The 15,820-nt window shown below is 65.0% G+C and carries 13 protein-coding genes; 5 read left to right on the top strand and 8 right to left on the bottom strand.

Going from position 1 to position 15,820, the window contains the following annotated elements:
- Positions 1–97: 97 nt before the first annotated feature.
- The 5 genes from AWB74_RS11130 to AWB74_RS11110 are packed head-to-tail and all read right to left on the bottom strand — an operon-like array spanning position 98 to position 6,245.
- Complete coding sequence (locus AWB74_RS11130) at positions 98–919, bottom strand: alpha/beta fold hydrolase (RefSeq protein WP_061146823.1); 822 nt, start codon at positions 917–919, stop codon at positions 98–100.
- A gap of 18 nt (positions 920–937) precedes the next feature.
- Positions 938–3,421 (bottom strand): DNA internalization-related competence protein ComEC/Rec2, encoded by a 2,484-nt coding sequence (locus AWB74_RS11125; protein ID WP_061146913.1) that lies wholly within the window; start codon positions 3,419–3,421, stop codon positions 938–940.
- 52 nt (positions 3,422–3,473) lie between these two features.
- Complete coding sequence (locus AWB74_RS11120; protein WP_061146822.1) at positions 3,474–4,262, bottom strand: TatD family hydrolase; 789 nt, start codon at positions 4,260–4,262, stop codon at positions 3,474–3,476.
- A gap of 23 nt (positions 4,263–4,285) precedes the next feature.
- On the bottom strand, positions 4,286–4,999 hold the full coding sequence (gene lolD, locus AWB74_RS11115; RefSeq protein WP_061146821.1) for a lipoprotein-releasing ABC transporter ATP-binding protein LolD: 714 nt from the start codon (positions 4,997–4,999) through the stop codon (positions 4,286–4,288).
- Complete coding sequence (locus AWB74_RS11110; protein WP_061146820.1) at positions 4,992–6,245, bottom strand: lipoprotein-releasing ABC transporter permease subunit; 1,254 nt, start codon at positions 6,243–6,245, stop codon at positions 4,992–4,994. The genes lolD and AWB74_RS11110 overlap by 8 nt, the downstream gene beginning before the upstream one ends.
- A 161-nt stretch (positions 6,246–6,406) precedes the next feature.
- Here AWB74_RS11110 and AWB74_RS11105 point away from each other — a divergent pair, with 161 nt between their 5' ends.
- From AWB74_RS11105 to AWB74_RS11085, 5 genes are all read left to right on the top strand, one after another.
- Positions 6,407–7,501 carry a hypothetical protein gene (locus AWB74_RS11105; RefSeq protein ID WP_061146819.1) on the top strand — a complete coding sequence of 365 codons (1,095 nt, stop codon included), beginning with the start codon at positions 6,407–6,409 and terminating at the stop codon, positions 7,499–7,501.
- 13 nt (positions 7,502–7,514) lie between these two features.
- A complete protein-coding gene (gene recJ / locus AWB74_RS11100) occupies positions 7,515–9,218 on the top strand; it encodes a single-stranded-DNA-specific exonuclease RecJ (protein ID WP_061146818.1) in 1,704 nt (567 codons plus the stop codon).
- An 82-nt stretch (positions 9,219–9,300) separates the two neighbouring features.
- Positions 9,301–10,405 (top strand): peptide chain release factor 2 gene (gene prfB, locus AWB74_RS11095; protein WP_096032015.1). Its coding sequence is split into 2 segments (ribosomal slippage): positions 9,301–9,381 and positions 9,383–10,405, totalling 1,104 coding nucleotides; the frame shifts between segments, so codons are not numbered across the junction.
- Positions 10,406–10,503: 98 nt separating this feature from the next.
- Complete coding sequence (gene lysS, locus AWB74_RS11090; protein ID WP_061146912.1) at positions 10,504–12,030, top strand: lysine--tRNA ligase; 1,527 nt, start codon at positions 10,504–10,506, stop codon at positions 12,028–12,030.
- A gap of 273 nt (positions 12,031–12,303) precedes the next feature.
- Positions 12,304–13,041, top strand: a complete 738-nt coding sequence (locus tag AWB74_RS11085) for a glycine zipper 2TM domain-containing protein (RefSeq protein WP_061146817.1) — start codon at positions 12,304–12,306, stop codon at positions 13,039–13,041.
- A 70-nt stretch (positions 13,042–13,111) separates the two neighbouring features.
- Here the strand turns inward: AWB74_RS11085 and pssA are convergent, their stop codons facing one another.
- The 3 genes from pssA to ilvC form a co-directional block, all read right to left on the bottom strand.
- Entirely contained in the window at positions 13,112–13,978 is an 867-nt protein-coding gene (gene pssA, locus AWB74_RS11080; protein WP_061146816.1) for a CDP-diacylglycerol--serine O-phosphatidyltransferase, read from the bottom strand.
- 12 nt (positions 13,979–13,990) lie between these two features.
- Complete coding sequence (locus tag AWB74_RS11075) at positions 13,991–14,635, bottom strand: phosphatidylserine decarboxylase (protein ID WP_061146815.1); 645 nt, start codon at positions 14,633–14,635, stop codon at positions 13,991–13,993.
- 106 nt (positions 14,636–14,741) lie between these two features.
- Entirely contained in the window at positions 14,742–15,758 is a 1,017-nt protein-coding gene (ilvC, locus tag AWB74_RS11070) for a ketol-acid reductoisomerase (protein ID WP_061146814.1), read from the bottom strand.
- Positions 15,759–15,820: the final 62 nt, after the last annotated feature.

The raw sequence follows: 15,820 nt of genomic DNA, 5'->3' as shown, positions 1-15,820 counted from the left end.
GACTACAAATACGCGCATTTCGGCGCGATTTTTGCGGAACGCGCCACCGGCCCGCCGTCAAGTCCCGCGCGACTGCTCGCGCCCTTTTGAGCGCATGTCACAGCGATGCCTGCATCGCTTTCAGGAGGCGCTGCACGGCGCGCGCGGTGTCGATCGGGCGCTCCATCGGGAAGAGATGGCTGCCTTCCATCCATTCGAAATGCTCGCCGGCAATGCGCCGCGTCACGCCGAGGCCCACCTGCCGCACTTCGCGCGACCGTGTCCCGGCGATGAAACCGACCGGCGCCGGCGCGCCGTGCGCAAGCCGCGCGCCGAGCGTATGCGGCAGCGTGCGGTAAATCAGATATTCGATGTGACGATCGAACGCGAGCGCACGTGCGCCGTCGGCCTGACTCTGCGGAATACCGAAGTCGATATAGTCGGACAGCATGCGCTCGTCCCAGCGCGCGAACGCGGGCTTCGCCAGAAAATGCCGCCATGCCTCGTCGCGGCTCGCCCAGCGGGTGCGGCGCTTCTTCGTCGCGGCGGCGGGCGAAAGGCGTTCGTCGAGCCCGGTCCATTGCGTGACGCGCAGAAGGCCGCTCTTCCAGCCGGCGATCACCGGCGAGTCGAGCATCACGACGCCCTTCACCCATTGCGGGCGTTTCAGCGCCGCCATCATCGACAGATAGCCGCCGAGTGAATGCCCGACGAGCCACACTTTCGGATGATCGCCGTCGGCCTCGCGACGGTAGCGGCTCATGTCGTCGATGAGTTGATCGACGAGATACGGCCAGTCGCGCGTGACCGGAAAACGTGCGTCATGGCCGATGCGCTCGATGCTGCGAATGTCGTAATCGTCGGAAAGCTCTGCGAAAATCGTGCGATATGTCGACGCCGGAAAGCCGTTCGCATGCGAGAAATGGATGATGTCTTTCAAGCGGCACCTTTATCTTTTTTAGTGATTCATCCAGTAGCGCGCGTGCGTGTCCCGATAGCGCTCGAGCACGATTGCAGAGCCAATGTCGATGCGCGCGGCGCCGTCGTCGTCGCTGCGTGAGAGCGCGATGCCGCGCAGCCCGTAGCGCGCGAACACGGTTGGATGCGGATGGTGAAAGCGGTTGCGATAGCCTACCTGAAATATCGCCGCGACCGGCCCGATGGAATCGAGGAAAGGCTCGGTGGACGAAGTGCGGCTGCCGTGGTGCGGCACGATCAGCACATCGGCGCGCAACGCGGCTGGCTCACGCGCGATCAGCATGCGTTCGACGTCCGCCTCGATATCCGCGGTGAACAGTGCCGCACGCCCTGCCGCGCTCGTCACCTTCAGCACGCACGACTGATGGTTCGGCTTGCCGGCAAGCGGTCCCGGCTCCGGCCACAACACGCGGAATTCGACGCCGTCCCACGTCCAGCGCTGCCCGGAAACGCAGCGCAACGTCTCTGCGCGGCGTGCGCGCGCATTGGACCAGAGCGCATCCTTTGCGGGCAGCGATGCGAGCATCTGCCGCACGGCGATCGACTGCAGCACGGCCGGCGCGCCGCCCGCGTGATCCGAATCGGAATGGCTGATGACGAGCGCATCGAGCGTATGCACGCCCGCGGCTTGCAGATACGGCACGGTGATGCGCTCGCCCGCGTGCGTCGATTCGGGGCCCGGACCGGCATCGAAGAGCAACGCGTGCCGCGCGGTTTCGACGACGAGCGCCGATCCCTGACCGATATCGAGCGCGGTCACGCGAAACGCGCCTTCGGGCGCGGGATGCGACGCGGGCGCGAGAAGCGGCAGCCACGTCAACGGCGCGGCGAAGCGCAGCGGCCAGCCACGCGGCGCGAGCGCCCACACAACGCCGACGCCCGATGCCGCGAGCGCGAAAGCATTCGGCCGCGGCAGAAACCAGAGCGGCGCCGGGACGGCATCGGCGAGGCGCGCAAGCACATCGATCAGCACGGAGAGCGCGGCATGCGCGGCGTGGAGCATCGGCGCGTCGAGCGGTGCGGGAAGCAGGAGGCCCGCGAGCGTTGCGGGCGTCACGAGCACGCTGATCCACGGAATCGCGAACGCGTTCGCGAGCGGCCCGAGCAACGGAATCTGCGAGAACCAGTAGACCGTGAGCGGCGCGAGCGCGATCGTCACGGCGTATTGCACGCGCGCGCCCGATTTCACTCGACGCCGCGCGCGTCGCCAGAAGCGGGCGATGAACGCAAACGGCCTGCGCTTGCGTGGCCGCTCCGGACGCTGCCCGACCTCGCTCGGATCGATGCGGTCCCACTGATCGATGTCGTCGTCATCCTCCGTCCGCGCCTGCGATTCGACGCGCCCCGCCGCCGCGACCGCATGCAGAATCGCCGCGACCGCGCCGAACGACAGCCAGAATCCCGGCGATGTCACCGCCCACGGGTCCACGATCAGCACGAACGCGAGCGCCCAGAGCAGCACGAGCGAGGAAGCGGGCCGCCGTCCGCAGAGAAACGCGGCCGCGAAGATCAGCAACATGCAGAGCGTGCGTTGCGCAGGCACGTTGAATCCGGCGAGCGCGGCATAGAACGCGGCGAACACGGTCGCGCCGATCGCGGCCACTTTCGGCGCTGCGGCGATCAGCGGCGCGGGCACGCCCCGCCACCGCACGCGCTTCCAGACGAAGCCCGCGATCAACGCCGCCAGCCCCGCGACGAAGCCGATATGCAAGCCCGATATCGCGACGAGATGGCTCGTGCCGGTCGCGCGCATGAGCGACCAGTCGGCATCGCTGACGGCGTCCTGCGCGCCCACCGCGAGCGCGACGATGATCCCGCGATGCGGCGCGTCCCCGAGCACGGTTTCGATGCGATCACGCGCGCGGGCGCGAAGACGATCGATCATCAGACGCGGGCTCGTTGCATCGACGGATAGACGACGCGGCGCGCGCGCCGTCGATACGGAGCCCGTTGCGCGGATGCCGCGTTCGAGCAAAGTCGCTTCAGCATCGCGCAAGCCGAAATTCGCGTTGGCGTGCGCGCGCTTCAGGCGCGCGGTCAGCTTCCATCGCTCTCCGGGCCGCAACTTCATTGGCTCCGGAGACATCCACGACAGGCGCACGATGCGCGGAAAGTCATGCAAACGCGCGCCGTTCGCCTCGACTTCGAAGAGGAAGCGCATGCCGTCTGCTTGCCGCTCGGGAAGGCCGCGCACGAAGCCCGTGAGCTCGATATCGCGTTGCTCGTACTCGACGGGCAATTGCTCGCGCAGCGCGACTTCGGCACGCAAGGCCGCATACGCGAAACCCAATGCGCAAGCCACGATCGCTAAGCTCGCGATGCGCACGCGCGGCTTCATCGCGCCCAGCGTCACTGCGACGGCGAACACCGCGCAGCAGGTGAACCATATGACGCCATCCGGCAAGCGTGCCTGCTGCTGCAACCACCAGACGCCCAACGCAAAACCCAGCAACATCGCCCGCACTTCTTTCCTCTTCACTCTTCGTCGCGACGCACATCAGCGTCGATCGAAACGATTATGAAGAGGCGAGCGCGAGGCGTGGGAGCGCGGCGTGAGCGTTAGCCGTTGTGCCTAGGGAAAGCGCGTTTTCGTCGATGCCGCGCAGTTGCGCGAGCACTTTCGCGATGGCCGCAACCTGGTCCGGCGAATTGCGCTGCTTGTAGAGCCAGGAAGGCGCAATGTCGGGCGCATCGGTTTCGAGCACGATCGCGTCGAGCGGAAGTTCGGCCGCGAGCCGGCGAATCTGCCGCGCGCGTTCGAACGTGAGATTGCCACCGAAGCCGAGACGCATGCCCTGCGCGATGAACGCCTCGGCCTGCTGGAAACTGCCGTTGAACGCGTGCGCGATGCCGCAATGAATATCGTGCACGCGCAGGCCCTTCAGCACCTTGTCCTGCGATTTGCGCACATGGCAGATGACCGGCAGATCGAACTCGCGGGCGAGCTTTAGTTGCTCGTCGTAGAAGAACTGCTGGCGCGCATCGTCGAGCGTCGGTACGAAATAATCGAGCCCGATTTCGCCGATGCCGACGAACAGCGGATCATCGAGGCTCGCTTCGATCTCGCGGCGCAAAACATGCAGATCGTCTTCATGCGCGCCCGGCGTGAACAGCGGATGGATGCCGAGCGCGTACGCGCCGCCCGCGATGCGATGCGCCAGCGCGCGCACCGTGCCGATATTGCCGCGATCGACGCCCGGAATCACGATGCGCGTCACGCCTGCATCGAACGCCGCATCGGCGACGGCATCGCGGTCGGCATCGAACTCGCCGGCATCGAGATGACAGTGCGTATCGATCCACATGGCGCCTCCCGCGGAAGAACGCGTTATACCGGCACAGACGGCTCTTCGTGCAGCACGCCGTCGCGCAGACGCATGATGCGGTCGCAGCGCGCGGCGAGATCGGCGTCGTGCGTGACGATCACGAAGCTCGTCTCAAGCGTCTGCGACAACTCCAGCATCAGATTGAAGACCGTGTCCGCCGTGCCGCCGTCGAGATTGCCGGTCGGTTCGTCGGCGAGCACGCAGGCGGGACGCGTGACGAGTGCGCGCGCGATCGCCACGCGCTGACGCTCGCCGCCCGACAGCGCGCCTGGCCGATGCTTCGCGCGATGCCCGATGCCCACGCGCTCCAGCATTTCCTGCGCTTGCCGGCGCGCATCTTCTTCCGACATGCGGCGGATGCGCAGCGGCATCGCGACGTTGTCGAGCGCCGTGAATTCCGGCAGCAGATGATGGAACTGATACACGAAGCCGAGCGCGCGATTGCGCAGCTCGTTACGCTCTCTTTCCTTCAGCTCGGTGAACGGCTTGCCGAGCAGCGAGACCTTGCCGGCGCTCGGTTCGTCGAGACCGCCGAGCACGTGCAACAGCGTGCTCTTGCCCGAACCCGACGCGCCGACGATCGCGAGCTTTTCGCCCTTCATCACGTCGAGTTGCGCGTTGTCGAGCACCTGCACGTTGAAGCCGCCCTGCTCGAACGTCTTCGAGATCGCGGAAGCCTGGAGAACGATCCTGCTGGCGGGAATCAAGTCACTCATAACGCAGCGCCTCCGCCGGACGAACCTTCGCGCCGCGCCAGCTCGGATAGAGCGTTGCGAGCGACGACAACACAAACGCGATGATGCCGATCTTGGCCACATCGCCCGGCACGAGCTCGGACGGCAGCTCGCTGATGAAATACACCGAAGACGGCAGGAACTGCACGTTGAAGAGATGCTCGATCATCGGCACGAGCCACGGAATGCTCCACGCGATCAGACAGCCGAGCGACACGCCGAGCGCCGTGCCGATGAAACCGATCGTCACGCCCTGCACCACGAAAATCTTCATGATCGAGCCGGGCTGCGCGCCGAGCGTGCGCAGGATCGCGATATCGGCCTGCTTGTCGGTGACGGTCATCACGAGCGACGAAACCAGATTGAACGCCGCCACCGCGATGATCAGCGTGAGGATGATGAACATCATGCGCTTTTCGATCTGCACGGCGGAAAACCACGTCTTGTTCTGCTGCGTCCAGTCGCGAATATAGAGATCGCCGGAAAGCGTGCGCGCGAGTTGACGCGCGACTTCGGGCGCGCGCTGCATGTCCTTCAGGCGCAGGCGCACGCCGGTCGGCGCGGGCAGACGGAAGAGCGCTTGCGCGTCGCGGATTTCGATGAGCGCGAGCGTCGAATCGTATTCGTAGTGACCCGACTCGAAGATGCCGACCACCGTGAACTGCTTGAGGCGCGGCATCATCCCGGCCGGCGTGATGGTGCCTTCGGGCGCGACGAGCGTGATTTTGTCGCCGTCCATCACGCCGAGATTGGCCGCGAGATCCTTGCCGAGCACGATGCCGAATTCGCCCGGCTTCAGATCCGTGAGCTTGCCCGCGCGCATCTCCTTGCCGATGTCCGAGACTTCCGGTTCCAGCGACGGCTCCACGCCGCGCAGCGCGACGCCGCTCACCGCGCCCTGGCGCGTGAGCAGCGCCTGCGCTTCGACATAGGGCGCCGCGCCGGTCACTTCGGGATTCTTGCGCGCTTCCTGCGCGGTCAGTTGCCAGTTGGGCATCGAGCCGGTCGGCGAGAAGATTTCGACGTGCGCGAGCACCGACAGCATCCGGTCGCGCACTTCCTTCTGGAAGCCGTTCATGACCGACAGCACGACGATCAGCGCGGCGACGCCGAGTGCGATGCCCGCCATCGACACGAGCGCGATGAAGGAGATGAAGCCGTTGCCTGTGGTGCGTTTGCTGGCGCGCGTGTAGCGCCAGCCGATCTGCCATTCGTACGGAAGTTTCAAGCGATTCCTTTCTGCTGCTGTCCCAGCGTTGTTGTGCCCCGATGGCGCAATTTTGCGAAAGTTTGCCATACATGGGGCGAACGAGACGGTAGCGAACACGAAAGCGCACGGCTTCGACGCGGGGCGCGGGCGTCGCATCGCTGCATCCGCTTTGCCCTACAATGCCGAGCATCATGCCCGTTCACCATCTCCATCTCCTGCTGCCGTTCGCCCTGCCCTCGGCCGCGGACGCCGCGACCGCCCTGCACGGACTGGAGAGCGCAGCGCTCGACAAACTGCTCGCCCGCGCCACACTCGAGGAGCGCATCGTCGGCGAGGATTTTCAGCGCACGCTGCCGCACGAACGCTGGATCGCGCGCCGCTTCAACGCCGTCACGCCCGCCGACCAGCGCTATGCCGACGATGCACCGCTCGCGCCCTTCATGCTGCTCGCCGACGGCGGTACGCCCGGCGATGCGCTTTGGGCCTGCATCGAGCCGGTGCATGTGCGCATCGCGCATGATCATCTGGTGCTGATCGATCCCGACACGCTCGGCGTGCACACGGAAGAAGCGCGCGCGTTGCTGCGAACCGCGCGGCCGGTGATCGAGGAACTCGGCGTGCAACTGCAGGCGCCGACGCCGCTGCGCTGGTACGTGTCGGGCGAAGCGCTCGGCGCGCTCGCGGGCGCATCGCCGTTACGCGCGACGGGCCGCAACATCGAAATCTGGCTGCCGCACGAAGCCCGCACCGGCGAGCGCTCGCGCGCGTGGATGAAGCTGCAGAACGAAGTGCAGATGGCGTGGTTCGAGCATCCGCTGAATCTCGAGCGCGAAGCGCGCGGGCTGCCCGCGATCAACTCGATCTGGCTGCACGGGCAAGGCGCGCTCAAGCCGGTCACGAGCCCCTTCACGCACGTCATGTCCGACGCCGCCGCGACGCGCGGACTCGCGATCGCAGCGGGCATCAGGCCGTCGCCGCCGCCCGAATCGTTCGCGGCCCTCACCGAGAGCCTGACCGAAGGCAGCACGCTCATCGAGCTGAATCCGTTTTCCGCGCCGTTCATCGAGCAGGACTGGGCGCGCTGGAACGACTCGCTGAAGTCGCTCGAAGCCGCGTGGTTCGCCCCCGCGCTGCAAGCGCTCACCGATGGCGCGCTCGGCCGCCTGAGTCTCACGCTCTGCGGCGACTCCGGCTCGGTCACGCTCTCCGTCACGCGCTCGGACTTGCGCAAATTCTGGCGGCGCAGGCCGATCGCCGCGCTTTTAATCGAATAAGGTTGCTTCCAGCATGACGCGAATCGTCACCCGCGCCTCCTCTCCCGCCGACGCCGAAGCGCTGATGCGCCACGGCCTGCATCCCGTCATCGCGCGTCTGTACGCGGCGCGCGGCGTGACTTCGCCCGATGAAATCGAAACCGAGTTCAAGCGCCTGCACGCGCCCGCCGGCCTGAAAGGTTGCGACGACGCCGCCATCGTGCTCGCCGACGCGCTCGCCGCGGGCAAGCGCATGCTCGTCGTCGCCGACTACGACTGCGACGGCGCGACCGCGTGCGCGGTGGCCGTGCGGGGCTTGCGCATGTTCGGCGCGACGATCGACTATCTGGTGCCCAACCGCTTCGAATACGGCTACGGGCTCACGCCGGAGATCGTCGAACTGGCGGCGCGCGCGCCGCGGGGCCTACCCGATCTGCTGATCACGGTCGACAACGGCATCGCGAGCGTCGATGGCGTCGCCGCAGCGAACGCGCTCGGCATCGACGTGCTCGTCACGGACCATCACCTTCCCGGCGACGAATTGCCCGCCGCGCGCGCGATCGTCAATCCGAACCAGCCGGGCTGCGAATTTCCGAGCAAGTGCATCGCGGGCGTGGGCGTGATGTTCTATGTGCTGCTCGCGTTGCGCGCGGAGTTGCGCCGCCGTGGCGCGTATGCCGATGGCACGCCCGAACCGCGCCTCGACGGCCTGCTCGATCTCGTCGCGCTCGGCACCGTCGCCGATGTCGTGAAGCTCGATTGCAACAACCGCATTCTGGTCGCGCAGGGTTTGAAACGGATTCGCTCGGGGCGGATGCAGCCGGGCATCGCCGCTCTCTTTCGCGCCGCCGCCCGCGATGCGCGCGCCGCATCCGGCTTCGATCTCGGCTTCGCGCTCGGTCCACGCCTGAACGCGGCGGGCCGGCTTTCGGACATGTCGCTCGGCATCGAATGCCTGACCACCGACGACGTCGGCCGCGCGTGGGAACTCGCGCAGCAACTCGATTCGATGAACCGCGAACGCCGCGAAATCGAAGCCGGTATGCAGCAGCAGGCGCTCGCCGAACTGCAAACCTTCGATTGCGGCGAGCGCGCGACGCTCACGCTTTACGATGCGAGCTGGCATCAGGGCGTGATCGGCATCGTCGCGGGGCGGCTGAAGGAGCGGTTTCATCGGCCATCGTTCACTTTCGCGCACGCCGACGAAAGCGGCGCGCTCTGCAAGGGCTCAGGCCGCTCCATTCCCGGCTTTCATCTGCGCGACGCGGTCGATCTCATCAGCAAGCGCGAGCCGGGCCTCATCCACAAGTTCGGCGGCCACGCGATGGCCGCGGGCCTGACGCTCGCCACCGCCGACATTGCGCGCTTCACGCAGGCGTTCGAAACGGTCGGCCGCGAGTGGCTCACGGCGGAAGCGCTCGCGCGCACCGTCGAAACCGATGGCGAACTCGAAGACGCGTACTTCACGCCCCAATTCGTCGAGATGCTGGACGCCGCGGTATGGGGCCAGGGCTTTCCGGCGCCGACTTTCTCCGGCGAGTTTGAAGTCGCGTCGCAGGCGCTCGTGAAGGACAAACATCTGAAACTGTCGCTGCTGCGCGGACGTCAGCGCTTCAACGCGATCTGGTTCAATCACGTCGATCCGCTGCCGCCGCGCGCGACCGTCGCGTACCGGCTCGTCAGCGATTCGTGGAATGGGGTCGCGCGGGTGCAGTTGATCGTCGAACACGCGGGCTGAGCGCGTCCTGGGGCCGGTCCGGCGCGGGGAAACCCTGTCATTCGGCTATAATTTCATCTTTTTACGAAGCCGAAGATCGACAATGGAAGCGGAACGTCTCAACGCGATCGAAAGCCTTCTGGCCGACCTGCGCCGCCGCGCGGGCGAGCTACGGGGGTATCTTTGACTACGACGCCAAGTCCGCGCGTCTAGTCGAAGTCAATAAGGAACTCGAAGACCCGAACGTCTGGAACGATTCGAAGAACGCGCAAGCGCTCGGTCGCGAGAAAAAGCTGCTCGACGGCGTAGTGTCGACGCTCACCGCCCTCGACGGCGATCTGCGCGACGCGAGCGATCTGTTCGACATGGCGCACGAGGAAAACGACGAGGGCACGCTCGTCGCGTGCGAAGCGGACGCCGATGCCTTGCGCGTGCGCGTCGAAGACATGGAATTCCGCCGGATGTTTTCGAACCCGGCCGACCCGAACAACTGCTTCATCGACATTCAGGCGGGCGCGGGCGGCACCGAGGCGTGCGACTGGGCGTCCATGCTGCTGCGCCAGTACTTGCGTTACTGCGAGCGCAAGGGCTTCAAGACCGAAGTGCTCGAAGAATCCGAAGGCGACGTCGCCGGCATCAAGAGCGCGACCATCAAGGTCGAAGGCGAATACGCGTACGGCTACCTGCGCACCGAAACCGGCATTCACCGGCTCGTGCGCAAGTCGCCGTTCGATTCGTCGGGCGGCCGCCATACGTCGTTCTCGTCGGTGTTCGTGTATCCGGAAATCGACGACTCGATCGAGATCGAAATCAATCCCGCCGATGTCCGCACGGACACGTACCGCGCATCCGGCGCGGGCGGTCAGCACATCAACAAGACGGACTCCGCCGTGCGTCTCACGCACGCGCCGACCGGCATCGTCGTGCAGTGCCAGAATGACCGCTCGCAGCACCGCAACCGCGCCGAAGCCATGCAGATGCTGAAGGCGCGTCTCTACGAATTCGAGATGCGCAAGCGCCAGGCCGAACAGGACAAGCTCGAATCGAGCAAGACCGACGTGGGCTGGGGCCATCAGATCCGCTCTTACGTGCTCGACCAGAGCCGCGTGAAGGATCTGCGCACCAACGTGGAAATGAGCAACACGCGCGCCGTGCTCGACGGCGATCTCGACGACTTCATCGGCGCGAGTCTGAAACAGGGCGTTTGATGTCTTGCAGCGGCGCGGCCTTCCGGTCGCGCCGCTTTCGTTTCATTCCGCCGTTTCATTCCGCCGCGCATTCTCCGTATTTCAGCCCAAGAATCATCATGACCGAACCGACTCAACCGGGCGCTGCTCCCGAACTGGAAGAGAACCAGATCATCGCGGAGCGCCGCGACAAGCTGCGCGCGCTGCGCGAGCAAGGCGTCGCCTTTCCGAACGACTTCCGCCCGACGCATCAGGCCGCCGCACTTCAAAGCGATTACGCCGACACCGACAAGGACGCGCTCGAAGCGAATCCCCTGCCCGTCGCGATCGCCGGCCGGATGATGCTCAAGCGCGTGATGGGCAAGGCGAGCTTCGCAACGGTTCAGGACGGCAGCGGCCAGATCCAGTTCTTCGTGACGCCCGCGGATGTCGGCGCCGAAACCTACGACGCGTTCAAGAAGTGGGACCTGGGCGACATCATCGCCGCGAAGGGCGTGCTGTTTCGCACGAACAAGGGCGAATTGTCGGTGCGCTGCACGGAATTGCGACTACTCTCGAAGGCGCTGCGTCCGCTGCCGGACAAGTTCCACGGCCTCGCCGATCAGGAAACGCGTTATCGCCAGCGCTACGTCGATCTGATCGTCACGCCGGAATCGCGCAAGACCTTCATGGCGCGCACGAAGGCCGTCACGTCGATCCGCAACTTCATGTCGCAGGCGAACTTCATGGAAGTCGAAACGCCGATGCTGCACCCGATTCCGGGCGGCGCGGCGGCCAAGCCTTTCACGACGCACCACAACGCGCTCGACATGCAGATGTTCCTGCGCATCGCGCCTGAGCTTTATCTGAAGCGGCTGATCGTCGGCGGCTTCGAGCGCGTGTTCGAAATCAATCGCAATTTCCGGAACGAAGGCGTCTCGCCGCGTCACAACCCGGAATTCACGATGATGGAGTTCTACGCCGCGTACACCGACTATCGCTGGCTGATGGACTTCACCGAATCGCTGATCCGTCAGGCCGCGATCGATGCGCTCGGCACCGCCGTCATCACGTATCAGGGACGCGAGCTCGATCTTTCGAAGCCGTTTCATCGTCTGACGATCAGTCAGGCCATTCAGAAATTCGCGCCGCAATACACCGACGCGCAGCTTTCCGACGCGGCGCTCCTGCGCACGGAACTGAAGAAATTCGGTGTCGACACGACGCAGCCCGCTTTCCTGAACGCCGGACTCGGCTCGCTGCAGCTCGCGCTGTTCGAAGAGACCGCGGAATCGCAATTGTGGGAGCCGACGTACATCGTCGATTATCCGATCGAAGTGTCGCCGCTCGCGCGCGCGTCGGATTCGGTTCCGGGCATCACGGAGCGTTTCGAGTTGTTCATCACGGGGCGCGAGATCGCCAACGGCTTCTCGGAGCTGAACGATCCGGAAGATCAGGCCGCGCGCTTCCAGAAGCAGGTCGATCAGAAAGACGCCGGCGACGAAGAAGCGATGTATTTCGACGCCGACTACATCCGCGCGCTCGAATACGGCATGCCGCCGACGGGCGGATGCGGCATCGGCGTCGACCGTCTCGTGATGTTGCTGACCGACAGCCCGAGCATCCGCGATGTGATTCTGTTCCCGCATCTGCGTCGGGAAGACTGATTTAGCTGTTTCGGCGGCTGATAGCGCGTCCTGCGGGGCGCGTTTTTTTTCGTTTTTCTTGTAAGCGCTGGTAAAAACTTCAAAGCCCGCGATGGCCGTGCGCCTCGACAGCGCCTGCCGACAGTGCCTGGCATCGGTCCTGCTTCCATCGAAATACAGCGCGCCCGCGAATTGGTTACAACCCGAAAAAGCGCGATTTCCCGGTTTCCCCGAGAATGGGTTGTAACTGCCGACATCGGTAGCGGCAGCTTGCCTCGAAACGGAGGTTCGACAATGGATAACGGAACCAACAAACTCAGCACGTCGCCAGCTTCTGGCGGCGCCGTTCAGCCGCAGCAGCGGCGGCTGCATCCGCTCATCGCGACGGCGGCGGGCGCGGTCATCGTCGCGAGCCTCGTGGCGACCGCCGCGATGACGGGATTGTTCCCGAAGGCGTCGAGCAATGCCGCGCAGAATCCGCAGACGCAGACCGCTGCGGTCGCGCAACAACCGGCGGTGAACGCCGCCGCGCCGACTCCGGCGCAACCGACAGCGGCGCAGCAGCAAGCCGCCCAGCAAGCAGCCGCCCAACAGGCTGCGGCACAGCAAGCCGCTCAGCAACAGGCGCAGCAAGCTCCGGCGCAGCCGCAACCCGCGCAACCCTCGTATGCACAGCAAGCGCCGCAGCATCCCGCGTATTGCGCGACCTGCGGCACCGTCGAGTCGATTTCCACCGTCAAGCATGAAGGTCACGGAACGGGGATCGGTGCGGTGGGCGGCGCCGTAGCGGGCGGTGTCGTCGGCAATCAGTTCGGGCGCGGCGGCGGCCGTACCGCGATGACCTTGCTCGGCGCGCTAGGCGGCGGTCTCGCGGGCAATTCGGTCGAGAAACATATCCGCAGCGAAACCGATTACTCCGTGCACGTGCGGATGGAAAACGGCAAGACGCGCACCTTCACGTACAAGAACCCGCCGCCGTTCCAGCAAGGCGAGCGCGTGCATATTTCGAACGGCACGCTCGTCGCGGGCTAAGAGTCAGTCGGCAACAAAAAAGGCGGCGAGCCGTGAAGCTCGCCGCCTTTTTCATGTAATGCGATAAGAACTAGTGATCCCGCTGTGAGCTTCTCGCCGGATTGGGCCGTCCGCGCGCCGCCAGATACGCCCACCAGATATAGCCCGAAAAGCCGTACAGCACGAACAGGCAAAACAGCATGACCGGCGGATCGGACGATACGAGCACGAACGCCACGACGATCAGCAACACCCCCGCGAACGGCACGCGATACCGCACATCGAGCGCCTTGCCGCTGTAGAACGGCGCGTTCGACACCATCGTCACGCCGGCATAGATCGTCAGCGCGAATGCGACCCACGGCAGCCACACAAGCTTGAGCGGCACGCGATTGTCGGTGGCGAGCCACACGAAACCCGCGATCAGCGCCGCCGCGGCCGGCGACGGCAAGCCCTGGAAATAGCGCTTGTCGACCACGCCGACGTTCGTATTGAAACGCGCGAGCCGCAGCGCGGCGCCCGAACAATAGACGAATGCCGCGAGCCAGCCCCAGCGCCCGAGGTCCTTCAGCACCCATTCGTACATCACGAGCGCAGGAGCGACGCCGAACGACACCATGTCCGACAGGCTGTCGAACTGCTCGCCGAACGCGCTCTGCGTGTGCGTCATGCGCGCGACGCGGCCGTCCATGCCGTCGAGCACCATCGCGACGAAAATGGCGATGGCCGCGATCTCGAAGCGCACGTTCATCGCCTGAACGACGGCGAAGAAGCCGCAGAACAGCGCGGCCGTGGTGAACGCATTCGGCAGCAGATAAATGCCGCGCTTCTTCAGAAACTGCTGCCGCTTGGCACGCCGCGTCTCGACGACGCCCACGTCCTGCGCGGCCTTGTTACGGCGAAACGGGCGCGGCGATGCCCCGTTCACGCGGTTACGGCGCGGTTTGAATGCCGCCATGAAACCTCCGCGTTATTCCGCGAACTCGGCGAGGATCGTCGACGAAGCCGAAACCTTCTCGCCGATCGACACACGCGGACGGCTGCCCACCGGCAGATACACGTCGACACGCGAACCAAAGCGGATGAAGCCGTAGCGCTGGCCGCGCGTCAGCGGTTCGCCGACGTGCACGTAGCAGAGAATGCGTCGCGCGATCAGTCCCGCGATCTGCACGGACGTCACGGTATGCCCGGCCGCCGTCTGCAGCACGACCGCGTTGCGCTCGTTTTCGGTCGATGCCTTGTCGACGGCCGCATTCAGATACGCGCCCGGAAAGTACTGCACCTTCGTGATCGCGCCGTCCACCGGCGAGCGCTGCGAGTGCACGTTGAACACGTTCATGAACACGCTGATCTTGAGCGCTTCGCGGTCGGCGTACGGATCGCGCGTGGTTTCGACCGCGACGATTCGGCCGTCTGCCGGACACAGCACGGCGTTCGGCTGAGCGGGAATCGGGCGGGCCGGATCGCGGAAGAACTGGACGATGAAGATCACGATCAGCCAGAAGATCCAGGCGAAGCCGAAGCCGCCCAGCGCTTGCACGAGGATGGCCACGACTGCCGCGATGGCGATGAACGGCCAGCCTTCGCGGGCAATGATCGGATGAGGATAGTTCATGAACGAGTTCTGTGTTTTTAAAAACCGTAGGATAGCAAAAGCCGCCCGGCGCGCAGGGCAACCGGGCGGCTTTCGATCAAGCAAAAAGCGTGACTAGCGGCAGACTTCAGTTCTTCGACTGGTCGACGAGCTTGTTCTTCGCGATCCACGGCATCATCGCGCGCAGCTTCTCGCCGACTTGCTCGATCTGATGCTCCGACGTCAGACGGCGGCGCGATTGCAGCGTCGGCGCGCCAGCGCGGTTCTCGATGATGAAGCTCTTCGCGTATTCGCCGGTCTGGATGTCCTTCAGCACGGCCTTCATCGCCTTCTTCGTCTCTTCCGTGACGATGCGCGGACCCGTCACGTATTCGCCATATTCGGCGTTGTTCGAGATCGAGTAGTTCATGTTGGCGATGCCGCCTTCGTAGATCAGGTCGACGATCAGCTTCAGTTCGTGCAGGCACTCGAAGTAGGCCATTTCCGGCGCGTAGCCCGCTTCCACCAGCGTTTCGAAGCCGGCCTTGATCAGGTCGACCGTGCCGCCGCACAGAACCGCCTGCTCGCCGAACAGATCGGTTTCGGTTTCTTCACGGAAGTTCGTTTCGATGATGCCCGCACGGCCGCCGCCGTTCGCCACGGCGTACGACAGCGCCACATCGCGCGCCGAGCCGGTCTTGTCTTGCGCAACCGCGATCAGGTGCGGCACGCCGCCGCCCTGGCTGTACGTGTTGCGCACGGTGTGGCCCGGCGCCTTCGGCGCGATCATGATGACGTCGAGATCCGCGCGCGGGATCACCTGGCCGTAGTGCACGTTGAAGCCGTGCGCAAACGCGAGCGCCGCGCCCTGCTTGGCGTTGTCATGCACTTCGTTCTTGTAGACCTCGGCGATCTGCTCGTCGGGCAGCAGCATCATGACGACGTCGGCGCCCTTCACGGCTTCGGCGACTTCCTTGACCTTCAGGCCGGCGTTCTCGGCCTTGCTCCACGATGCACCGCCCTTGCGCAGACCGACCGTCACGTTCACGCCGCTGTCTTTCAGGTTGAGCGCGTGCGCATGGCCTTGCGAGCCATAGCCGATGATGGTGACTTGCTTGCCCTTGATGAGGGAGAGGTCGGCGTCCTTGTCGTAGAAAACTTTCATGGTAGTTCCTTGATCTTTGAAAATGGTTGCGCTACGTGTGCTGCGAATGAATGGATGCGACG

Origin of the sequence: Caballeronia arvi (genome assembly GCF_001544695.2) — a bacterium.
GTDB lineage: Bacteria > Pseudomonadota > Gammaproteobacteria > Burkholderiales > Burkholderiaceae > Caballeronia > Caballeronia arvi.
The sequence above is the reverse complement of the archived record's forward strand: the minus strand, read 5'-3'. Positions and strand labels throughout refer to the sequence as shown.